Source organism: Phyllobacterium sp. GQ127 (assembly GCF_059758635.1).
In genome coordinates this window covers 16,696-39,413 of record NZ_JCAXDZ010000011.1, presented here as the reverse complement: position 1 = coordinate 39,413, position 22,718 = coordinate 16,696, and the positions used below count along the sequence as shown (strand labels likewise).

Annotated in this window: 18 protein-coding genes, 1 tRNA gene and 1 pseudogene; 14 read left to right on the top strand and 6 right to left on the bottom strand. The window is 53.0% G+C overall.

Annotation, left to right across the window (positions count from 1 at the left end; all coding sequences use genetic code 11):
- The first annotated feature begins 428 nt into the window (after positions 1–428).
- The 3 genes and pseudogenes from AC6CHM_RS23840 to AC6CHM_RS23830 form a co-directional block, all read left to right on the top strand.
- A complete protein-coding gene (locus tag AC6CHM_RS23840) occupies positions 429–1,070 on the top strand; it encodes an outer membrane protein (RefSeq protein WP_498175601.1) in 642 nt (213 codons plus the stop codon).
- A gap of 216 nt (positions 1,071–1,286) precedes the next feature.
- Positions 1,287–1,868 (top strand): LPS assembly lipoprotein LptE, encoded by a 582-nt coding sequence (locus tag AC6CHM_RS23835; protein ID WP_498175599.1) that lies wholly within the window; start codon positions 1,287–1,289, stop codon positions 1,866–1,868.
- Positions 1,869–2,490: 622 nt separating this feature from the next.
- A pseudogene (locus AC6CHM_RS23830) lies at positions 2,491–2,634 on the top strand (type II toxin-antitoxin system VapC family toxin); the annotation flags it as partial.
- Positions 2,635–2,668: 34 nt separating this feature from the next.
- Here the strand turns inward: AC6CHM_RS23830 and AC6CHM_RS23825 are convergent.
- Positions 2,669–2,917, bottom strand: a complete 249-nt coding sequence (locus AC6CHM_RS23825; RefSeq protein ID WP_498175597.1) for a hypothetical protein — start codon at positions 2,915–2,917, stop codon at positions 2,669–2,671.
- 711 nt (positions 2,918–3,628) lie between these two features.
- Between AC6CHM_RS23825 and AC6CHM_RS23820 the strand changes: the two genes are divergently transcribed.
- The 8 genes from AC6CHM_RS23820 (at position 3,629) to AC6CHM_RS23785 (ending at position 9,715) form a co-directional block, all read left to right on the top strand.
- Positions 3,629–4,027 (top strand): LysE family translocator, encoded by a 399-nt coding sequence (locus AC6CHM_RS23820; RefSeq protein ID WP_498175595.1) that lies wholly within the window; start codon positions 3,629–3,631, stop codon positions 4,025–4,027.
- A gap of 11 nt (positions 4,028–4,038) precedes the next feature.
- Positions 4,039–4,254, top strand: a complete 216-nt coding sequence (locus tag AC6CHM_RS23815; protein ID WP_498175593.1) for a hypothetical protein — start codon at positions 4,039–4,041, stop codon at positions 4,252–4,254.
- A gap of 673 nt (positions 4,255–4,927) precedes the next feature.
- A complete protein-coding gene (locus AC6CHM_RS23810; protein ID WP_498175679.1) occupies positions 4,928–6,274 on the top strand; it encodes a PAS domain-containing HWE histidine kinase family protein in 1,347 nt (448 codons plus the stop codon).
- Positions 6,275–6,925: 651 nt separating this feature from the next.
- Positions 6,926–7,001, top strand: a tRNA-Arg gene (locus tag AC6CHM_RS23805).
- Between the two features lie 194 nt (positions 7,002–7,195).
- On the top strand, positions 7,196–7,726 hold the full coding sequence (locus tag AC6CHM_RS23800; protein WP_498175591.1) for a hypothetical protein: 531 nt from the start codon (positions 7,196–7,198) through the stop codon (positions 7,724–7,726).
- 575 nt (positions 7,727–8,301) lie between these two features.
- Complete coding sequence (locus tag AC6CHM_RS23795) at positions 8,302–8,748, top strand: hypothetical protein (protein ID WP_498175589.1); 447 nt, start codon at positions 8,302–8,304, stop codon at positions 8,746–8,748.
- A 197-nt stretch (positions 8,749–8,945) separates the two neighbouring features.
- Positions 8,946–9,149, top strand: a complete 204-nt coding sequence (locus AC6CHM_RS23790) for a DUF982 domain-containing protein (protein WP_498175587.1) — start codon at positions 8,946–8,948, stop codon at positions 9,147–9,149.
- A 290-nt stretch (positions 9,150–9,439) separates the two neighbouring features.
- Positions 9,440–9,715, top strand: a complete 276-nt coding sequence (locus AC6CHM_RS23785) for a Y4lK-related protein (protein ID WP_498175585.1) — start codon at positions 9,440–9,442, stop codon at positions 9,713–9,715.
- Positions 9,716–10,062: 347 nt separating this feature from the next.
- On the opposite strand, the gene AC6CHM_RS23780 is transcribed toward AC6CHM_RS23785, so the two are convergent.
- From AC6CHM_RS23780 to AC6CHM_RS23760, 5 genes are all read right to left on the bottom strand, one after another.
- Complete coding sequence (locus tag AC6CHM_RS23780; RefSeq protein ID WP_498175583.1) at positions 10,063–10,416, bottom strand: DUF982 domain-containing protein; 354 nt, start codon at positions 10,414–10,416, stop codon at positions 10,063–10,065.
- Between the two features lie 787 nt (positions 10,417–11,203).
- On the bottom strand, positions 11,204–12,400 hold the full coding sequence (locus tag AC6CHM_RS23775; protein ID WP_498175581.1) for a YecA family protein: 1,197 nt from the start codon (positions 12,398–12,400) through the stop codon (positions 11,204–11,206).
- The gene (locus AC6CHM_RS23770; RefSeq protein WP_498175579.1) at positions 12,394–13,383 is read right to left on the bottom strand and encodes a hypothetical protein; all 990 of its coding nucleotides are present in this window, start codon (positions 13,381–13,383) and stop codon (positions 12,394–12,396) included. The genes AC6CHM_RS23775 and AC6CHM_RS23770 overlap by 7 nt, the downstream gene beginning before the upstream one ends.
- 833 nt (positions 13,384–14,216) lie before the next feature.
- On the bottom strand, positions 14,217–15,104 hold the full coding sequence (locus AC6CHM_RS23765) for a DUF8812 domain-containing protein (RefSeq protein WP_498175577.1): 888 nt from the start codon (positions 15,102–15,104) through the stop codon (positions 14,217–14,219).
- Positions 15,105–15,114: 10 nt separating this feature from the next.
- Positions 15,115–15,846: a hypothetical protein gene (locus AC6CHM_RS23760; protein WP_498175575.1), complete on the bottom strand. Its 732-nt coding sequence runs from the start codon at positions 15,844–15,846 to the stop codon at positions 15,115–15,117.
- 966 nt (positions 15,847–16,812) lie between these two features.
- Between AC6CHM_RS23760 and AC6CHM_RS23755 the strand changes: the two genes are divergently transcribed.
- From AC6CHM_RS23755 to AC6CHM_RS23745, 3 genes are read left to right on the top strand one after another with little or no spacing between them, the layout of a single operon-like run.
- On the top strand, positions 16,813–17,988 hold the full coding sequence (locus tag AC6CHM_RS23755) for a hypothetical protein (RefSeq protein ID WP_498175573.1): 1,176 nt from the start codon (positions 16,813–16,815) through the stop codon (positions 17,986–17,988).
- A complete protein-coding gene (locus AC6CHM_RS23750; RefSeq protein WP_498175571.1) occupies positions 17,988–20,570 on the top strand; it encodes an ATP-binding protein in 2,583 nt (860 codons plus the stop codon). Before AC6CHM_RS23755 ends, AC6CHM_RS23750 begins: the two co-directional genes overlap by 1 nt.
- The gene (locus AC6CHM_RS23745) at positions 20,567–22,468 is read left to right on the top strand and encodes a hypothetical protein (protein ID WP_498175569.1); all 1,902 of its coding nucleotides are present in this window, start codon (positions 20,567–20,569) and stop codon (positions 22,466–22,468) included. Before AC6CHM_RS23750 ends, AC6CHM_RS23745 begins: the two co-directional genes overlap by 4 nt.
- Positions 22,469–22,718 lie beyond the last annotated feature (250 nt).

The window sequence follows — 22,718 nt, the reverse complement described above, 5'->3', positions numbered from 1 at the left end:
GTTACAGCATGGTCTGGGACGGTTCACATCGCGTTACCCTTTGCTCTGCGACCCGCGATCTTTCTGGCAGAAGAGCGCCGTCGGAAACACCCCAGACGGCAAGCAATCGTTGCCTGAAGAAGACCGTCCTGCGGTCAGGATCAGGTCTCTATGCAATTCTGCGCAGGCTGACTTAAACACCGCGACAATGGTTTTGCTGCAAACCAGTCCGGTAAAATTCCCCCTCAATACTTCATTTTGCTGAAATTATTTTCATCGACAGAGTACTGCATACCCGCACATCCCCGTCGTTGTCTCGATGGTTTCTTTCCGCACTCTGGCGCAAGTCTCCACAATAAGGGGCGATTATAGCGTCGTTCTGTGGGCGCAAGTGTCGATTTATCCGCACCGGGTGCCCGTTCCATGAAAGTTTAAATAAGGAGATTGCCGTGCGCATTCTTAGGACGACAACCCTCGCTTCGGTGGCTGTGCTCACGCTCACCGCCCCGGGTCTCGCTGCTGACATCATCCATGAACAGGCTCCTGCCCCCGAAGCTGTGTACCATGTGCCTCAGCCTGATTGGACAGGTGCCTATCTCGGTGTTTACGGCGGTTACGGCTGGAACAAGAATAAGTCCAGTCAAGGCAAGCTTGACGCCGACGGCTTGAAGGGTGGTGCTTATGGGGGTTACAACTTCCAGAACGGACAGTTCGTATACGGTGTGGAAGGTGACATCGGTTATTCCGGTGCCAAGGACAACAGCTTCGGGTACAGCGCCAAGCAAGGTGTTGAAGGCTCTATCCGCGCTCGTGCCGGTATCGCTGTTGATCCTGTTCTGCTCTATGGTACAGGCGGCGTTGCGGTTACCAACAACAAGCTGTCCGGGCCTCTGGGCAGCGAAAGCAAGACTCACGTTGGCTGGACAGCCGGTGTCGGTGCAGAAGCCAAGCTTACACAAAGCATCATTGGTCGCGTCGAGTATCGCTACACTGACTTTGGCAAAAAAGACTACGATCTCGGCGGTGTTGCGGATGTGTCGAACAAAATCACCACGAACGACATTCGTATTGGTATCGGCTACAAATTCTAATTCCGACCGAACTGCCAAGAACCGGACAGGAAACTGGTCGGTTCTTTTATGGCCCGTTACCATACAGATCGACGCTAACAAGTGCGGGATTAAACAATTGCCCGCGATGCGGATCAATTGACGGTCGAAAAGCCGTGCTTGAGCTTGATTTTGTACAGGCAGCGTTGAATGGCAATTCGCCGAAGAAAGTCATCATTGTACCGCAGAGGATCATCAATGTCGTTGTCTGATCGTTGGATGCAGGGCTTTGGCTCCAAGCGTTTGTTGTCCTTATGCGTTGTAGGGCTGGCGTTGATTGCAAGCAGTTGCCATGTGCGGCCGCTCTATTCGGATGCCGCGCCTGCTGTCGGCAGCAGCGTTGGTGTCAATGGCAGCCTGCGCTCCAAGCTTGCGAGCGTTTCCATCAACCAGCCTGGCGACCGCGTTACGCAGGAAGTGCGTAACCATATGATCTTTCTTTTTGCGGGAGGAGCGGGCCAGCCAGCAAGCCCTGCATATTCACTGCAGCTCGGTGTGAGTTCGAAGGACCTTTCTCTGGCACTTATCCAGAATGCACCTAATGACAGATCAGGTCAGCCGACAGCAGGTTTGATCCGTATGACCGGCACCTACGTCCTGACGCGAACGTCAGACGGGCAGGTCGTCGGCAAGGGGACACGAATTGTGACGTCGAACTATGATTCGCCGAGACAGCGTTTTGTGGCCACTCGGGCAGCGCGCGATGCGAATAATCGTGCCGCGCGTGAACTTGCCGAGGCATTGAACCTGAGTGTCGCACAGGACCTTTCCAAATTCTGATCTGATGATAATGGGCGGATACGATTCATGCGTCAGTTTCTGGTTGGGCTATTCTGAATCTCCGGTCATCAAGACAAACCAAGTAGCGGGCGCATTCGTCATCAACCGCTTGGTCCAAGCAAGCGATGGATTGAGCATTTCGAGACCAGGAGATCATGGAAGCGGCCTCGAATGCAAATGTATTCGAAATTCCTTTCAACCAGATGCTCTTTGATGGATTCACAACAAGACCAATGTTCCGTCCTCAAAGACACCCTCCATCCATGCCCGTGTGCGTCACAACCGACTCGCCCGAAGGCTCAGCCACCGGTCATCGGGCTTCCCGATGTACTGACATACGTTGCCGACGATCCAGCCGGCGTGTGTGCCTGCGGATCGCAGTGCAGGTTCACGCCAATATGTCTCGACGTACCGCCGCGGCACGGCAGCACTGCCGTGTGTGTGTGGACACGTCCGCGCCGTCGCCCTTTCTGACTGAGACGTACAGTCGGCCACCGGTCCAGGTTTACCGCGGGTCGGCGAGGTCGTCGGTCAGCGGGTCCAGCAAATCGGCCGTAAAGCCACTTTCGCGAAGCAGTTGGATGAAACCCTTCGAAATGTCGGTGCGCCGGATTGCGGACGCTATGGGCGTTGGGGAAAGAGCGTTCATCCGGCCGCGCTGAACTTCGGCGACTGTTTCGCCTATGAGGCGGCGATGGGGCACGGTTGCCCGCTGTTCTATGTCGGCGATGATTTTACAAGAACCGATGCCAAAGCGGCGTTATAGCAATCAGAAGAACGCCGGCCCGGCCGGATTCCAGTCAATCCGAAGAGTTGCTGACTTCGGGAAGGACCAGTTGGGCACGTGCTTCTCTGACAGCCTTGATTTCGCGGGAGCCTATTCCCGGGTCACGCAGCATCTCGCGGTCGGTCATATTGTCGAAATCGGTCAATCGGGTGAACAACGCATTGTGCAGTTTCGCGATGATTTTCTTCGACAGAGCCGTGTTTTCCAACCGATCGGGATGATCCTCCGGCAGGAATTCAAACGTTACATGCGAGATTTCCATGTCGTGCTCCATAGATGTGTTTTAACATCCATCTTCCTATCGTCCCGACACAACTGTCGCTACTGTAGAATTTTACAGTAGCGACACCGCAGCCTCGGCGGAAATAAGGCTAAGCAGCGGCTGAATCGAATGGGTGAAACGAAAGTTCTAGCGGTAAACTCGCACCGGGCAACGGGATCAACCGCGATTACCCCTTTGTCGGCATCAAAAAGACTGCAGTGTTTATCGAAAACCTGGTCGAACAAAACCAAGTCGCAGGTATACAGGGCGTCGAAATAGATCTGCACCGCTCTTAGAAGTTCCGTACTCGCCACAGCCATTTCTGCTCCAGTTTGGTTGGCTGCGTTATGCCGTATGCCAATCTGAAACGGCAACGGGCGAAAAGTGCCAATGAGCGTCAAGATTATGCCAAACTCGGGCGTGAACACTCAGCGAGCAGCATTTGCGCAGAATTGCCTGTGACTGCAGCAAGCGATCGCGGCGCATAGCGAACAATCATGCTGATGACTCACGGGTGATCCACGTTTCTGCCATAGCGGCCACTGATCTACACTCACGTTAATCCTTACGGCCGGTTCGATCTCGATCTGGACAACCGAATAGATTTCGGCAAATTCGCTGCCTGAGCACCAGTGGGGCATTTGCGTTGCAACACTCAAGGGAAAAATTCCAACTTTTTGGTATTTTCGCGAGCACTATTGGGAGTGACAAATGGGGACAGAAATGGCGGCCATCCTGACCGCACTTAGCCTATGCGCGGCAGTGGTGGTGAGCCCCGGCCCGAATTTTGCATTGATCAGTCGGCTTGCCGTCTCGGGTGCGCGCTCCACGGCAATCGGTGCAACATTTGGACTGGCATTTGCGGCAACTCTATATGCCGTCTTGTCCATGACTGGACTTGCCCTGATCTTGACGCGAGTGGGGTGGCTAGCAAGCTTTGTTCAGATCGCGGGCGGTTGCTATCTCATCTACGTCGGCATGATGGCGTGGCTTTCAGACGGAGTGGAAGATGCGATAGAGGAACAGGCTACTTCCGGCAGTTTGAAGCGCGGCCTCCGTATGGGGTCGTTAGTAAACCTGTCCAATCCAAAGGTATTGCCTTCTTCATAGGCCTTTACGTCGTGGCAGCTCCCCCGGAAAGCGCTCTTTGGGCTAAGGCCGTGATCCTTGCTGGCGGATTCATCCTCGAAATTGCCTGGTACGGTTTCGCCATCCTGCTGTTGTCGAGCCGCCCGGTCCGAGAGCCCTATGAGCGTTTCGGGCGCTGGATCGAGCGGGGTATTGGCACGTTGTTGGCTGCCTTTGGCCTTCGGCTGATTTCCGAGAAGCCATCATGAAAGCGGGGCAGGAAAAGCATAGTTCTGAGCCTGGTTTAAGCCTTCAACAGACCAGCCGATAGACGCGGGATCCGCGCTTTCCCAAGGCTGATCGTTAATTTGAACTCAAAGCACTGTCCCGCACTTGATCCAGAGGTGGAATTCCTGTTGGGTTGTACGGTTTGTGCTTCCGCGCTATCCGGTAGTAGCTAACGGCTCGAGCAATCTGTTCAAGTGTTCGGCTTGGAAACGCCAAAAGTAATTCTTCGTAAGAACTGGTGGGGTAAAGTTTGCGAAGTTTGACTCGCTCCACTGCGGACCAAAGATTGCTTTTCGGGACGGGGCCAAGTGCTTGGCAGCGGTACCTGCCAGCAAAGTATGATCATGTTTTAGAGCTTCGATAAGCGCCTTGTAGCCAGGGTGAATCTTACCGCTGCATTATCGTTGACACGGTACGTATCGCCTGAGAGGTAAGAGGGCATTCGGACAACTAAGCTCTTCCCAAATGTCCGAACGATGGCGCTGGATAGCTTTGCACTTTCTTTTCTCGTTTGTTGCGATAACATCGACGCAACGGTCTAAATTCTCGATTAACAAGTAACCAACCAAGAATACGATGCTGCAGAATAATAAAACGTCGGATTCGGTTTCGCTGAAGAGTGTCTCAGGCTTTGGCCTTTTTACGTTGGAGCAAGTGTTGAACACGCTTCCCGAGGCGGTTTATACGACTGACCGGGACGGCAAAATAACCTATTATAATGAAGCTGCAGCGGCTTTCTGGGGCGTGAGGCCAGAGCTTGGAAAAAGCGAGTTCTGCGGTTCATGGAAACTTTATTGGCCAGACGGTCGACCATTGCCGCATCACGAGTGTCCGATGGCATTGGCCCTGCGGGAGGGGTTGCCCAACAGAGGATATGAAGCGATCGCCGAGCGTCCCGACGGCACGCGCATTCCGTTTCAACCGTTTCCGACGCCAATCCTGGATGATTCGGGAAAATTGCTTGGTGCGATCAATGTGCTAGTCGATCTGACAGCGCGCGCCGCCATCAATGAGGCTGCACAACGTTACCGGGCCATTGTTGAATCGTCTGACGATGCGATCGTGTCGAAAGATCTGAACGGGATTATCACCAGCTGGAATCTGGCCGCCGAGCGGTTGTTCGGCTATGCGGCAGATGAAGTGATCGGTAAGCCAATCCTAATGATTATTCCAACCGAACGGCACAGTGAAGAAGAACATATCATTGGCCTCATTCGTCGTGGTGAGCGCACAGAACACTTTGAAACGATCCGCAGGCGCAAGGACGGCAGTCTCGTGGAGGTTTCTCTAACGACATCTCCGGTGCGCGATCAACGGGGAACGATCATCGGGGCGTCGAAGATTGCCAGAGATATCACGGATCGAAGGCGTGCCGAGCAACAGCAACATATGCTGATGCGTGAAATGGATCACCGGATCAAGAATCTGTTCGCGCTTGCCAGCGGGATAGTGTCATTAAGTGCTCGTTTCGCTACGACGCCCGCTGAACTTGCTGCAACTGCCAGTCAGAGGCTGGGTGCCCTTTCCCGAGCCCACAATCTGACTGTGCCCCACTCTTCGACCTCGGGTGACCACCCGGAGCACTCAACGACGCTTCACGATTTGATCGACATAGTCATGAAACCCTATGTAGTCCCCCAGGGTGATCCTGGCAGCAGGTATGAAATATCTGGACCAGACATGGATATTTGTGGATCTGCTATAACGAGTATGGCGTTGCTGTTGCACGAGTTTACCACCAATGCCGCCAAATATGGAGCGTTGTCCACACCTGACGGCACCATCAAAATCAAGTGCGTCACACAGGGCGATAATCTTTTCCTCGAATGGATGGAAAGCGGTGGCCCCACCGTTGTTCCACCGCACCACACAGGCTTCGGTACACAGCTTGAAAAGGCAACAGTAAGCACCCAACTCAATGGCGAAATAAATAGAAGCTGGAACGCGGAAGGCATTACCATTAGTCTGAGAGCGGACAGACAGAGACTTTTGCGGCCCTGACACCGGCGCTCACGGTAACGCGGCTTCTATTCTGGTAAGAGGAGCATTGTTTCATCGTTCTTCCTTGATGTTGGTCCGGAACAATTGCAATGCGACACAGGTTTGTGCCGTCTGCGCCGCCAACTTCTCTGTCCGGTTATCCACTGGGTCCATCAGAATTTCCCGCTGCGTTTTCTTTCGCAGTCCGCGTCACTCTCCTGTGCGTTGACAGATTTACCTCATTATTTTCATGAAAATCGCTAGAGGAATCTCGTTGTGCCGGCAGGCGTAATTCGCCGTGAGTTCTTCGACTGTCAACGTCGTTGTGCAGATCAGTTTCAATTCCACCGTCACACACGTTTGCCAAACGCGTTTCACCCCCACGGGTGCAAAACCAAGGCTGCCCCTTCGAGTTTATGGCGGCAACGTTATACTTTCGCGCGCGTTAACCGCCCTATTTTTACTATAGATGTAGATCGGCTGTTATCGCATCACATCCAAACAAGGAGCTTGCAGTAAAATTGATTGGTGCCTAAAATTCTACAATGGCTAATCTTCTTGCATGAAGTGTTGACCACATTAAAAATTTAGAATACGCTTTACGTTGCAAAAGCGGCGCCAGCATCCTTTATTATTACACCGGGTGGGATTAGGGTTTGCATTCGCGGCATAGCCCCTGAAGGTATAGTTGGCCGCCGCTGTCCTCCGAAGGCAGAGGTCACAGGTTCGAATCCTGTCGGGTGTACCAATAACACCAGCAACTTACGGTCTTTTCGGCAAAATTGAATTTGGCTTGTGTCACCAGGGTGTCACTAACGAGGTAACAACTAGCCCCGCATCTGGACAGGAACGGTTGCCGCTATTGCCAAGCTGGTCGAAGACGCAGTTTCCTTATCAAGGAACTGGAATATGCCTCGCTTGTCATGGGCTTCGGTTTTGCCCGTGGCTGGAAGCCAAAGCTTTCAAAGCACTGAAATGGCCCGAAGCAGAGGCGAACCGCCACCCACCCTGATCGACAAGGAGTATCCGTTTCAGGTCGCGCTGCATTGCGAGGATGTGAAACTGCATTTTGACAAGGTGGAGTTCCTGTCCAAACAACTCGACTGCCATCGCTTGCACCGGACCGTTTACGTTCATCCTGAGCGCTACACCGTCTTTATGTTTGCAGAACAGCGAAACGCCGAGTGCATTCTAAAGCGTTTGACGGAGAATGGAGCACGCCTGAGCAAAGCAGAAGAGGGAGTTGGGTGCCGCGCTGTACGCGCATGCTGGTTGGTTATCACGGCTAAGAAGCGTGACCGCGAGCAAAATAACGTGAAGTGGAACAACCGCACGCCCATCGCATTTCAGTCATGTCGTCGGGGTCGTGGAGGATCACCGACGGCAGACCGTAACGTGCAGCTTCAGGAGAACCCATGCTTTTCCAAATATCCCGAGAACATGGATATACCAGCACTCAATCGCAAATATTGACTGAAGCCCATCACTTGGCATCCCAAAGCTTGGACCGCCATCCCAAAAAACATGAACACAGTGAACGACTGGCCCGGACGATTACAGGGTTCTTTGATCGGGGTATCCAGGAGGTCTGCCTTCTCAGCACTTTGGCCGCTAACCGCGAGAAATCGTTGGAAAGCAGAAAGAGTAAAGACAGTCGTGCGACAAATTGGCGGGCCCGCGTTGAGAAGAGGAAGGCGGTCGCCACCAAGGCACTGGATTAACGACAGGCGAAATGACTTCATTCATCCCTGCTTATTCTCGGCCTTATCCAACCGGTTCAGCAGTTCATGCATCCATGAACTGAGCTTCATGAATCTGATTGCGCAGGTTTTTCACGCTGTCGCGCTTTTGCTTTGGATTGTTCTCATTCACAACGTCGCCTTCGGGTTTGGCATACAACCCACCGCGAAGCTGTTAGTTCCTTATTATCGAGACGATGGACTCTTTCCAGCAAAGGAGTAGAGTCAGAACAGCATCGAGACATGATTTCGGCATTCGATGTTGAGAGATCATCTGTGCTCCCGCCCAAACGCGAGGAGCATTTTATTATGCCTTTCAGAACAAATATCTATGCAAATAAATATACGTCCGCCGACTGGGATATCATGGCCAAGGCCTACAAACTGGCTTTCGAACAGATCGGAAGCAATCCTGATGTACAAGGGGATCGCCTGGCTCGCGCCGTTATGACCTTTTTTGACAGAGGCGTCGATTGCGTAAGCACCCTGAGCTCTCTGGCGATGAACCGGGAAATGAGTTTGATTGATATAGCGCGTGCGCGTGCGCTCGATCGCACCAGTCTCACCCCAAGCGATGAGATGATTTATTTCGACGGGGAGAAACACAATGGAAAGACTCGATCACAAATTAGATTGCAAGGATTGCGGCACGATTTATCTGGAAATACCCGAAGACGTGGCAAGTCATACTCCTATATATTGCAGCACTTGCGGTGGACTACTGGGACGGTGGGACGAGTTGGAGAAGGACTTTAACCAACAGGGCGGTCAGGACGGTGTTTTTTCTTTGCACGACGGTCAAATAGATCGGATTGACTAGCAACCGATTCCGGCGGGAGTCGTTCACCGCCACATGGAAGAAAGGTCCTTCAAAGAAGTAACCGTAATGACCCGCCAGCTTGGCATGATGAAGGTCATAACCTCCGTCACGCAGGCGGCAGAGTTCCTTGTGAATGGAGTGGCCTGGCACGGATACCGAAAGGCTGGATGTCGCCAAGCATGCGTTGCTGGAATGTTATGACTGCAAGTTGTCACCCGGCGTTGCTCGGATGGCCTTCATTGAAGCTGCAAAGGAAGCTGTCGAGGCCGCTGGCCGCCCGCCATCAACCGGAAAACTAGAAAAGTGGCGCAAGGGAAAAATGAGGCGCGGAGCGTGAGTGAGAACTCGAGCGCATGTGGCGTCTATCATGGCAATTAAACGCTTATAGGCAATTCTAACGATGGAAATGAACGCAGAATCTTTTCTAAAACAAACAATTCGTTGGTTAAAAACGGGAGATGCAGAGCTCGTTTATACGGCGTACGATCCGCACGAGAGGAAGCTGGCAATTCGATTGAATATTTTTCCCTGCGGAACCATTGTATACGCACTTGTGTGACGCGGTGGTTATTGAAAGCTTCTATGTTTGGCCCCAGTCGTGGCTTTTTGAGGTGAAGGAAGCATCAAATGACAGGCAAATCCTCAAGGTTAATGCTGGAAAGTGAAATACCAAGTTTTGTCGAGGAAGTGGTAAACACTGGCTGCAATATATGCGCATTTGGCCAACATATGTACGTAGTTGGCGATGCAGATATCCCCGACGCAGAATATGAAAGCGTCGCGACCCAGTTAGAGCAAATAAAGAAAAAGTATGGCGACCGAGATCATCTAAGGTTCGAGATCATCGCGTATCTGCGTTCTCGGGGACGGTATCTGGACCACCCCTCCGTCGATCGCTGGTAAAAAATCCCCAGCTGAACTAGACGGCGCGATTGAACCAAACACGCTGCTTGCACGTATACTTGCGATACCCAAACGAACTCATTCGTGATGATTTGATATGATGACTTATATATCAGTTGAACTTTTGTGAGATTTTGGCGTTAATAGTGCATGCCAGATTCTCACCCCATTCGACTGGTCCCAAGTCAATTGAGGCTAGCGGAAGCATATATGCTTGAACACCTTTCAGATCCAGTCACTGTGGCAGCTGCAGCGGGGTGTACCGAACGCGCGCTAGTTCGTATTTTTGCTGAATATCGGGACGCGCATCCCATGGACGTGTTAGTGAAGTTGCGCGCCCGCCGAACCTAACGCCCTTCACGAACGTAAATATCCGCTTCGATGCAGGCTTCTACGAAGCGCACTCGGGCCTCATCGATGCTGAGCTTTCCTAACATAGCCTCGTAACAAGCTGCGCGAGCTTCCAAGTAATATGGCCCGCGCTTTTTTGGCCAACCGTGAACCAGAAAATCAGCGGCGTCTTCAACAGAACCAATAACTTTCAACTTGCCTGTTTGATCGGACTCAACAGTAATCGTCTGAAAAGATAAAAATAACCATAATGTGCCCCACGCTGCACTGGAAACTTTTGCAATAGGCATTAGTTGCAAGAGAAGTCCAAGAGTAAACAAAGCACGGCTAACAAACGGGCTACGAGCCAATATTCGAATTACCTATCGTGGATATGCCGGCCTGCCAATTTGAGCCCCTGGCAAACTGGAGCAGTGGCGCAAGGGCAAGACGGGGCGAAGAGCTTGAGAAGCAGATCAGGCCCATCCGACATGATGCCGCTGGACTTGCTTGAGAAACAATCCAAACCAGAAGCGGTATTCGGGGTCTTTAGAACCGTCATCCGTTTCCCAGGCACAAATAGGCCAGCGATGTGACCGTATCGGGCTGGTGGCGTTCCACTGCAATGTCAATCGCATCTTCATCTGACAGATTTTTCCAGTCACATATAAAAGTCGTGCATTGGATTGCCCTTTCCAAGACGATTATAATAACTGGCAACCCCATAAATGCAAAAAAGCCGCCCTATCCCGGAGGACAGAGCCGCGCTGACAGCATCGCTTAAGTCTCGTTTACCCGTGCTAAATCAATGGCATTGACAGCCAACTGCGAGTCGCTTTTCTTGTGTGGCACAGATATTTGCAAACTTGAATTATTTTTGCACTACCGCCTTGAAAAGGCAGTCGGTGAGGACCATCTCGACCTGTACAATCTCAGAGTCCAAGGGGCAACTGTTCGTTTGAAAATGCTGATAATAGGCAATTTTTCATCATTTTTGATTGCAGCCCTAATGTCTACAATCAGGTGTTCGCAAGAACTGCACTGAAAATCGGATCGCCCCTAGCTGGCGTCCCCGCGCTGCGAGCCGAGCGGTAAGAACACACCAACCTTTTCCACTGATGATCCGCCAAACAATGAGTATTTAAGCACCGGTCTTCGCTATCGAGACAAACAACATTTTTTGTACTTCAGTCCACTGCCGCACGCACAAGGTTCGTTGCGCCCAACCTTTCTTGTAGCCTGCCCCATCGCTTCAAGTCGAACCGGCGCTCGTCGCGGCAGCGATGCGAGCACCTTGTCCATGGCGATGTTTCGCTTCCAAGGATCGTTCAAAACAAGTGCATGTCTAATCCGCAGGTCTTCTGAACGAAGGACGAGCCCGTACCAACGATTAGCTTTGAGATCGTACTTTTTCAATTGGCAGTGCTGAAGGATTTTCTCTCGCGCGATTTCATCCGGCAATGCGCTGAGATGAACGGTCAATCCGGCAGACTGCCCCTCGAGAGGAAAAGTAAGGTCTTTTGTTACATGGTCCTTCACCGCCGCTCGGATTTGACTTTCAAGAGCTCGCGACAGCCCATCGGCCGTCTCGCCAGAAAGCTGTAGTATCCAAAGACCCAACTCGGTTAGTTCTGGGATTGTTGCCTCTTGGATCTGGTCGAGGATCGCGCCAGTACGCGTTCCGCGATACCGCGTCAGTACCCCTTTCACCTCAGGGTTGCCGGATATGCCTTGCCGCCGCACAGCCATTGCGACATCCACGTGCGTCGTGAAATCGTCCCCAAGATTGATCATGTCGTACTTGGAGTCGAGCCACAGATTGTTCCGAAGATGATAGGAAAACGGGATCAACTCATTGGTTATGAGAAGCTTGTCAAACGCCCGAGCCCGTAGATCGAAGTAGTTTAAGAATTGCAACGGGGTATCGAGAAACTCGACAATGACATCAAGAGTGAACACGTCCATCACCAGGGGAGGTTTGACAGAGTCTGTTGCGCTGACCTTCAGAAATTGGCGGCTTTGGAAACTCAAGGCGGGATAGTGATCAGCCAGAACACAAACCGGAAAGATCACATCAATAGAATTGGGGAGCTTTATCTCAGCCCCGGACGGGTCACGAAAAACGAATACGTTGGGATTCTGCAGGGCTTCTGCACAGAGCAACACTTGGTCATATGCGTTTTCGACAGCCTTTTTGAAATCATCCCGTAGTACGCGGTCGTTGCCTTTCCGCGCCTCTAGCGTCAACCGTTTCGATTTAGCTTGCACCACGATCGCATGATTGCCGAACAGGACTAATGCGTCGGCTTCAGCATATCGATTCTTGCCTCGATAGATGTCGATGTTTCTCAGCACGCGACCTTTGCCGAAAATGGCTCGGAGCCGATCACTCGTATAGACTTCGGTGAAATTCCCCCGATTTGCTGTGGCAGTGGAACGATAATGTCATCTGCCATCATCCAGAAAAATGGAGACTCATACAGAGATTCTTGAAGCTGGTAGTGCTGAAGCAAGACATAGGAACTATCAGGAAGATACAGGATTGGCCGCACATTCGTTTCGTTGAATTCACTGATACCAGTAAAAAGGGAAGTGCGCTCGCTGCTCTCAAATCGAAAGGCTCTCAGCACAGCATCAACAGTCGCCGCGTCCAGGCCAGACCTGTCAACAACCTCCTGCGCAGTGAACATGAAAGCAGGCAGAAAGGTCCACTGATCAGGACTTTTTGTGCGCATCTCCTCGCGAAGCGAAGAAAGCTTGGAAATATGTCCTTCACTGATCGCATTTGCGACTGTCAGAGCATCGGTAATGCTGAAGCTACGCTTACCAACAAGCCAGGGATCGTCAACGGCGTACTTCAGAGCAGTAAGAGCCTCGTACTGGAAGGTATATGCAGACTCTCCACCGTAAAAGATGGGCTCACGCATAGCGGCTCCATCATCGAATGGATCCCTACCTTCTGAGAGAAGCGCAGCCCAATCCTTTCCTCCAAAAATTGCGTTCGTCATCATTGCGTGATGAAGTTCGTTCATCAATGAGTCTGTGCGATCAACGTAGTTTTGCATGATCTGTGGACTCGGCAGCTCGAGCCCGATCGGTGCCCGAGCCATTAAGCCGATCAAGGTAGAGATTTCAGAGCGGAGAAGACTGGAGCCTTGATAGTGAGAATCCATGTCCTTAACGACTAGATTTTCACTGAACTTAATGAGGTTATCCCGAAAACAGAAGTACCCTATCGCATGAACATATCCAGGTGACACACAGAGGTCGGCAATATCTTTAAATACGTCTGCCTCACTGCGAACAGCGGGTTTCTTGTCAGCTGTACTGATCTGCATTTTTTCCTCCCAACAGACTCACTTTGCGTATGTTATTTTTCTTGGGAGATGGTCGCATTCTTTGGAAATAACGGCAATCGGAGGACACGGAGCTGTCCTACCAATACCATAAGCAATAGCTTCTGGCCTTAGGCAACGACCGCGGGCGACAAACACGCAGATGACCGCAAAGCGGATTCAGAACTCGATGCCTCATTACATGCAAAAGTTATTCGTGAATGCTTTGCGATCGTCCATTTTCACAACAGCCACGGCTTGCTTCACCAGTGTGCATAAATGCGTTGAGGTTTGGCCGCACGTTTATCGACGCGTTTACCACTAGAAGAACTAACTCGAACTCCGCAACTGGGCGATTGGCAATGATCCCTGAAAAACTCCGGCGATTCTTCGTCTCGCCCGTGACGCACCCGTGGGACGGGCGATTAGTCGAGATAGTCCGTAGCTCTGCTGCCATCCCAAGATGGAGAACTGAGCTTGATCAGGTTTGTTCGCCATAGTAGATTTTTGCATATTGCTAGGCGAAGTGAAAAACGATTATGGCTCCGCGATGAGGGTCATCAAGCACGTTTAGCGACTTCGGAAAGCCGGTACTCAGTTTCTATGAAGACGGGTCTACCTTATGTTTATCTGCGAGATCAGAATTTGGCGCGAAGTTGCTTTCGTCTCCTCACATGTATCTCCTCTTAAAGACTTTATCAAATTCACTCATCAACCGACATATCCGTTTGAACCGCACGCGAGTTCTTATTCTTATTCAAAGACAACCTTCTGTCGCCGTTGAAGGGAAAGAGGAGCGTAGTAAAAGCCAATATAAGGCCAGATCAGGTTCCCACTTAAGCGTTTAAACCCTTTTCGAACAAGGCAGCCTCGGCTTGGCGTCGTAATATAACGCCCCTGGCCTTGTCCTGACCTTTCCAAATCCTCGTCATCTCTCGAAGTTTTTCTGGGATCTTTAAGAAATCCTCCGCTTTCATCAGCTCTAGGATTTCTCTGATCTCCTTGCGCGTATCACGCGTATCGTCTCTCAAGCTCAAGGCAGTCCCACGATTAAACACAAGTGAGACCAAAGCACCCCGGCAATCCGGATGCAGTTTTGATAGGTTAGGCAAGAACTTTTCGGTCTGCGCCACAAAGATAGGTAGCAAGACGTTCGCAAACTGGCGGCTTGCTGCATCCCAACCAATGCGAACTTCTCTTACAGACGACAAAGCCTTCTGTGCAGCCTCACCCTTCAGTCCACAGACGGAGCTAAGACGTTCGATAATAAATTTATGCGTTGCGTCCTTCCATTCTTCTTCAAGTTCGCTTTTTGAGACATAGCCAAGGTCGTAGCCGAAGCCCACAGTGATGCCCGACGCCCCGCCAGGCCAAATTGGTGCCTGAAGATCCCGGTCATATTTTGCTTTGTCCGTGACTTCGTAGAAAATGATAAGATCTTTGGCGGCTTGTGATATTTCGAGTTTGGACGGAGTTAGACGAGGCGGACGTCTCGCAGCAGTCACTATACATATTGTCTCCCCGTCCTTAACAACATTAAGGCAATTTGCACTCTCATCGAGCGCGAAATCACGATACTCGGCCGCACTTTGAGCAAGCGTTGGATCCGCAACGATGGATGCCCAAATGCCCTCAAAGCTTTTCTCTTGAGCTTGAAGGGCATTTGGCACAACCATGCCAAGAAAATTGACGCCGACACTACCCAAAAAGTCCCGTCTGTTCATTTTATCCCCCCTACGCCACAGGCCGCGTCTTAGCCCAGTCAAAACCTTTGAAGACCCCCTCACTGATGGGCATCTTCTCATCGTAAGCATGCTGATAACCCTTATAGACCGCCTGTTCTCTCTGCTCCTCAGTCCCGTGTTGACCGCCTGCCAGAGATCCAAGGGTCTGGAGGAAATCGATCGCTGGGAAACTCTTTCGCTTTAGTTTCCTCGTCCCAGCAAAAAAGCCCGCCAAGTAATCAGCGTACTGTTCTCCTCGTAAAGGCAGTTTCTTGTCAGGTACGAGCTGTTCGAAGAGCTTAAGCTCATAGGAAACGATATGACCGAACTCGTGAGCGCACACAGCCAAGACAGCAGCGCCCGGATCTGAGCGCTTCATCAGCTCCTTCAGCAATTTTTTGCCGAAAATGATCGTACCAGCAGCATTTTGATCCATAAGTCTCTGTTCAGTCGCAGCCGCATTACCGTCAGGATAAAACTGATCATCGAAGAACCCGAAGCTAGGCTTGACATCAAACAGAGCGCGCAGATTCTGCAAAGCTACGGTCAGCGCATAGTCGAGGTCTTTGTCTCCAGAATCGGGTTTAATAACCGTGTCCGACGGGCCCGAAAACATGAAGCCGCCAGTTGCTTGCTTTAGGACGTCCTGCGGGTCGGTAGGGAAGCAGCCGATCATGGTTTGTGCACAAGCACACCCGGCCCCGAGATAATAGCTAGCGCCCGCTATGGCTGCCTTCTTCATGAACCGTCGTCGAGACAGAGCGTTAACTATTGACACATCGTCCCCCAAATCTTGCAGTCTGGGTCGTTATCGTTACGAGGCGGAGGACTTACAATCTCCCCACTTGTATCACCTTGATCATCAACCGGTCCGTCATCAATGGTTGGGGCCGGTGCCGCGACGGATGCGTTCACATAGTTCAGGTACTCGATCCTGCCAGTCCAGTTACTCAACCCGATGAACCAGTCAACCACCGCTCCAGTTTGATGTGTTACGCGTACTGCGAACACCGGACCTGCTGGCATTTGTTGTACGTCTTGTTTGACCATAGACCTAATGGGCCCGGCCGCAGCGATCTGCTGGTAACACCCGGAGTTTCTAGTCTGAATTGCAATCAACTGGAACAAATGAGGTGAGAGCAATTGATAAGCCTGGGGAGGCCCACAAAATTGAAATGCTGTAATAAGGCTGCGCAATAAAGGTCTTGGATCGGTACTATTAGTAAACTGCTGCGCATGTGCCGAGCCCACCGCGCTTAAGATAAGTCCTGCACTAAATACCGCTACGCATTTTCGCATTCCGTATCGCCCCCACTAATACTGGCGATACTGTAACAGATTTGAAACCGTATGCTATTCCCCAAGTCAGTTTTTGCAACTTCGGAGGGGATGTCCTACGGTGGTCGTCAGCTGACCGAATGCGGCTTCCCTAGCGCAAAGACGTTGAGGAAAAATTTTACTTTTTGACATACCTTGCTTCGGGCTATGTGCCATTCCGGTTTGGAGCAAGGCGCTGGCGGAGAATAACCTGATCTTTTTCGACGATCCCGATACACTTCAAACGGTGCCGCAGTGGCGCCCGGAATCAACATCAATGAGCTCCTTGTCACGTCGTTTAAAAGCCATGCAGGACGATCAGCCTTCGTTGTGGGCGGTGACTGGGACGAACTCCAGGCCTAACCTACACGGGATGCTGCGATATCCGGCGATGATGGTACCTTCCATGCAAGGTGACATCATTGATGCGGTTGTAAAATCAATTGATCAGGAGTGCGCTATCGTAGACCCTTTCGTCGGCTCGGGCACTATTTTGACAGAGGCTCTCATTCGCGGATTGGATTTCACCGGCATAGATATCAACCCGCTGGCTGTTCTAGTTTGCCAGGCGAAGGCCGCTATCGATGATGGCGTTGATGTAGAGGCCGCGGCGCGGCATGTCGTCGAGACTTACCGTTTGGATGTAGATGAAACGATCGATGTCAGTTTCCCCGGTTTGGAAAAATGGTTCGACCGACCGGCGGTTATCGCGTTGTCGAGACTTCGGAGATCGATAGCGACCCTACAGGACCCAAATAGCCGCAAAGTAATGTGGACGCTTCTCGCCGAGACGATACGCGTCTGCTCGAAAAGCCGGACGAGTACTTACAAGCTCCACAAGCGTGCCGACACCGATAAGGCGGGCGCTGCGGTGATACCAACGTTCGAGGACAATATTAGACGTACGTTGAAGCGGATCGCGGAATATCGGACTCTAATCGTAAATAGACCCGCAAGCCCGGCTGTGGAAGTGTTCTGCGGCGACGTCAGGAACGTCGCGCTGGCATGCAACACTGCGGAACATCGCCTCCTGATCACCTCCCCACCCTACGGAGACAATCGGACAACCATACCATACGGGCAATTCTCCTATCTGGCATTGCGCTGGATAGATGCTCGCGACTTACCACAGGAAACGCCGGGTCTCATCTCGACCTCCCACACCACGGACACCGCCAGCCTGGGTGGATCGCTGAAGGACGTTGCACGAAAAGCCGCGATGGTGGGTGGAGTTTCCTCAACACTGGATGAGTTCCTTGCCTATCGGTCCGACCGGCCCGAGGGGACTAAAAAGGTGGCGGCATTCATGTTCGATTTTCTTGATGGCCTCCGGAACCTCAGGGATACTTTTCCGGGAAAGGCTCACTGGGTTATCACCACCGGCAATAGGACTGCGAACGGGCGGCAGGTACCGTTCGACGACATATGCAGAGAGATGTTGAGCCATATAGGCGCTCGACCGATTGCCTCCTTGAAGCGGAAACTGCCTACCAAGAGGATGCCGTCAATGAATAGCATGGGTGCAATGATCACAGCGGAGACCACAATAGTGGCTGAATTCACCTGATGGAAGAAACTGCCCAACTCCGCGTGGGATCGCATGTGCTCATCCAACTTGGGCGCGAGCTCGTGACCGATGTCGAGCAGGCGATCCTGGAGTGTGTCAAGAATTCATACGACGCCGATTCCCCCGGGTGTCGGATTGAGATCGACACTCGCGAGCAAGGTACGCTTTATCAGCACGGCACTGCCGGTAAGTTAGCCCGATTTACGGCTCCGGCCGAGAACGTCAAAATTCTAGTTACGCTGAACGAAGATGCGGAAAAGTCCGTCGGGGCCGCCGATCAGACTGCCTTGGTCACCAGACAACTCGACTATCTGGGTCGAATTACGATCGAGGACACCGGCGACGGCCTAAATCCCGACCAGTTGCGATCGTCTTGGCTTGTCATCAGCAAGTCCCGCAAGCGGACAGCACAGGGGCCGAAGGCAAAGACGCTGCGTGGGCGGACGCCGCTAGGTGACAAGGGCCTCGGGCGTCTGGGCACCATGAAGCTTGGGGACATCCTTTTGATCGAGACCGCCACCTCGCCGGAAAGCGATCTATGGCAGGCACAGTTCCGCTGGGCCGACTGCGACGTCGCCGATACCGTGGACCAGATCCCCGTAACAATCAGCAACGAAGCCAACACTAATGGGTTCAAGGGGACCCGAGTTTCGATACTCGGACTCAACGACATGCCCGAATGGCGACGCCCAAGACGTTTGAGCGAAATCACGCGAAGTCTTGCTCAGCTAATCTCGCCCTTCGAGGCGACGTCTACCTTTCCTGTAGGTATAGTACTGGACGGGGTCGACCAATCGCTGTCGGGGTTGGCCAACGAGGTACTAGCGCGTGCAGTCGCCGAATTCCATTTCAGATGGGAAGACGACCCGCAGACCGGCAATCGACGCTTGGTCGCCCGGGCGCTCATGCGTAAGCGCCTGCTGGCGTCGGAGCGAAACGAAAAGCAGAAGCACAAGACGGAGCGGGCATTCAAGGGGCCCGATCGGGGGCAAGGATTCGCCAAGGCCTTGAAGTCTTCGGGCCGGATGAAGCAGTACGATCAGGTGGAAGTGTTCGAAGATGCGCCATGGTATTTGAAAATAGAGCGCACCTTTAACTGGAGCGACTTCTTCCTTGAGCAAGGCCAGGCTTCAACCCAGGATCCTGGGCCCTTCACCGGATCGTTCTACTACTTCCACCTTAACGATCGTGGGCCAGACGAAGCGGCCGCGGCCGGTGTTGGGGTCGATTCGTCAGTGATCAAGAGCATGTCAGGGATATCGATACTCAGGGACGGCTTCAAGGTTCGGTCTCCTGGTGACTGGCTGGGATTGTCGTCCGAAATGACCTCGGGCAGCACATACGGCCTGCGCGTCGACAATACTGTTGGCTATTTCGCCTTGACGGGAGCCGAGAACTTCGGCTTGATTGAAAAATCGGATCGGGAAGGCTTCGTCGAAGACGCTACCTATCGCGGGTTCCACACCATCGCCCAGCGTTGTCAGCGGTTCGCCAGCGAAGCGATGGAGAATACCCGGCGTGCGCTGGATAAGTACGTTAAGGATCTCGACGATAGGGACGCGATTCAGGCGGGAGCCAGCGTCGACCCGCTCGCCGACATTTCCAGCAACCTGCAGTCGGCGCAGCATGTGAAAGACGTAGCCGACAAGGCCGCGAGTGACCTTGACCGCAGTATCAGGGAGATAGAAAGCGGTCCGGACTCTGGTGCGGACGTGGTCAACGAGACGATGAGGGTAATGAAGGCGACGATGGCCGCTTTCGACGAGGTGAGATCCAAGATTTTGCCGCGCGGCGGTTCGGACCTTGCTCTCAAGCGTCTTAAGCGCGATATAGACGATAAGCAACAGCAAATGGTTGGGCTGTTCGAAAGCGCAGCGGTAGGTCTCAGCGCGCGGGGCCTTGCCCACGAGCTTCGGACGCATCTGGCCGAGATACGCCAGCGCGCGAACGCGATTGAAAAGTCCACCAAGGGCAGTTCTGGTCAACAATCCATCCTGCCGGACCTGAGGGCTATACGTGCATCCTGCTCGGCCATATCGGGGGCAGCGTCGCTTATCGACCCCATGCTGCCCCGATCAAGGGCGACTAAGGATACTTTTTCCCTCGGCGATTTCATCGGGGAATACTTCGAGAACCGACGCCTAAACCTGGAAAAATCCGAGATAGGCGTTGAGGTGGTCCTTCCCCTCGAACCGACTGTCGTGCGCATGAACCGAAGCCGTCTGCTTCAAGTCCTGGACAATTTAGTCAGGAACAGTGCCTATTGGCTACGTCGCGCGGCAACGAGCAGCTCGCATCCGGTGGACAGGAAGATCACGGTCCAGATCGATGGCAGGGGGTTCATTCTCTTTGACGGTGGCGAGGGTGTCGATCCCCACGTGGAAGAATCGTTGTTCGAGATGTTCGTGACGACCAAGCCCGAGGGTGATCCGGGCCAGGGCCTGGGACTGTTCATCATATCCGAACTACTCTCGCTAGACGCTTGCACGATATCATTGGACACAGAGCGGAACCGTTGGGGCCGCCGCTTCAAGTTCGACGTTGACCTACACGCGGTCCTTTTTAGTGGAGATCGGAAATGACCCTGGAGCAAGCACTGAAGCTTCTCGGTACCACCCGAGTGATCTGGATCGACGATCACTTCAATGATACTGCAGCCCTCTTAGCCGACATGCTGTGGCAGAACATCGAGACCACAAAACAGTGTGATTTTCCCGAACTAAACGACGTGGTTGCCGCATTCGAGTTCAACGCCGACGACGCGCTTGTAACTATGCGTCAGATCCTTGCCGATGCCGATCAAGGGCGCCGCAACGAGATCAAGCAGGAGTTCCTGAAGCGTCAACAAATCATCGACCACGACCCTACCGAGGAACTGACGACGGACGCGATAGAGCGCGCCTGCGAGTTGCTGGGCGTTCTGAAGGCGGATCGTTGGTCGTTCGACGGTGTCGATGCGCGGCTGGAGGAACTCAGCGGCGCCGGTGACGAGACCGTCAGCTACATGATCGACCTCAAGGACAGTGCGGGGGGTAAGGACGACACCCGGGGACTTGAAATCGTTGTCGCCCTTCACCGGCTCGGATCGAAGGGGACCGCATTCATACTAACGCACGAAGCCACGGAAGAAGACGAGGCTGGCACGGAGAAACGCCTCCTGGACAGCCTCGAGGCGAATGTGGCCAAGGCGATCGCACTTTGCGTCGTTTCGAAACACCGTATAGCGGGGGAATCGGAGACCAAAGCCGTAGAAGAGGCACTGCGGGTAGCAATCAAGCGGGCCGGGCTACGACGCAGTGTACATGAGGTGCTCGCAAGAGCCGGAGAACAAGTCTCTGTGTCGTTCAGCGATGCCGCCGCGTCGTTGCTCCGCATTGCGCCCGAGCAACTGGATAGCCACGTCGTGGGCCAAGCATACAGGGAAGGTGTTTCCGAACTCCACGTCATCGAGCGAGCGTTGACCGGCTTCATCTCCCAGCAGATGCGGAAGATGTTTGGCACAGATGACGCGGTTCTAAAAGCTTCCGAGCGGCTTCGCGACCTGCGGGAAATTCCCCTTGTGTCAACAGAGACCATCGCCGGTCCGGAGCTCGCGGCCTTCAGCAAGGCGGAGGTATGGGAGAGCGACTCGCTGATCAACGTAGCACTTACGCCGATAGCCTGCGGCGACGTTTTCCAAGTGGACACTACGGAGCCGACGGCGAAGTCCGCCAAGTCCCGTAGGTTTGTTTTACTGGGTCAGCCTTGCGACATCGCTCTTAGGCCCCGCGGAACTCGCGACGGCACGGTCGCAACGTTCGTCGAGATTATCGAGAGAGACGTAAAATCAGTCGGCAAGGAGAAGGAGTATACGCTCCCCGTGACGATGGACGGAAAGTATCAGGTGTGCGATTTCCGTAGTTCGGCCACAGTACTGCTCTCGATCCTGGATCTCGCATCTTTCCGCAAGGATGGAAGGATCAGCTACGAGGAGGGGCAGGAGAAGCCGAACGGACTGCTTCCTGGCCTGAAGAGCATCTATGCGACACGGACCCAGCAGTACGGGGCATTGATAGCCGCCGGGAAGGCAAGCGCGGCTTCCGCGCGCGAGTTCAAGACAGCCCAAAAAGCAGCTGCGAAAGCGGCGAAGGAAGCCGGCCAGGCGGTCCAAGCGTTGAACAAGCCAAAAGCCGAGGCGTTGGATGGTACGGCATTCCAACGGGAGTTGATGTTGGCATTCGCCGCCCCCGAAGAGTTCAGGTACGTGGAGGCCGGGATTTTCGAGGAATCGGTCAAGATCAAGGAGAACAAAGTCGTTGTGCTAGATCGGCCTGCCCGCATAACTTGGCGCTTGCGGCGCGTAGGTCGTATCCGCCCTCCCTATGCAGACACGCTGTTGGACAGGATGGTGGGGGTCATCAACAGACGCGCCTTTGACCTGGATTTCTTGAAATCGCCAGCGCAAACACCTGCCGCCAATGAGCCGGCACCAGTTGAATGACCAATCCAATGGAACCCACGACGAGCCTTCCTGAAGTCAAGGCTCGCATCTTTTGCTCTTGGCGAATGGGTCGCCTGAGGACACTTCAACATAAACGCGGTAGTGATTTGCTAACGTCACGCTTTCGGATACGTCTCGGCCGTGCTCGATAACTAATTCACTGCTCTATGAGCTACTTGGGAACCGTCCAGACTTGAACGAATATGAACCAGAGACCGGCTACGTAGTTGACATCAGCGCGCTGAATCTA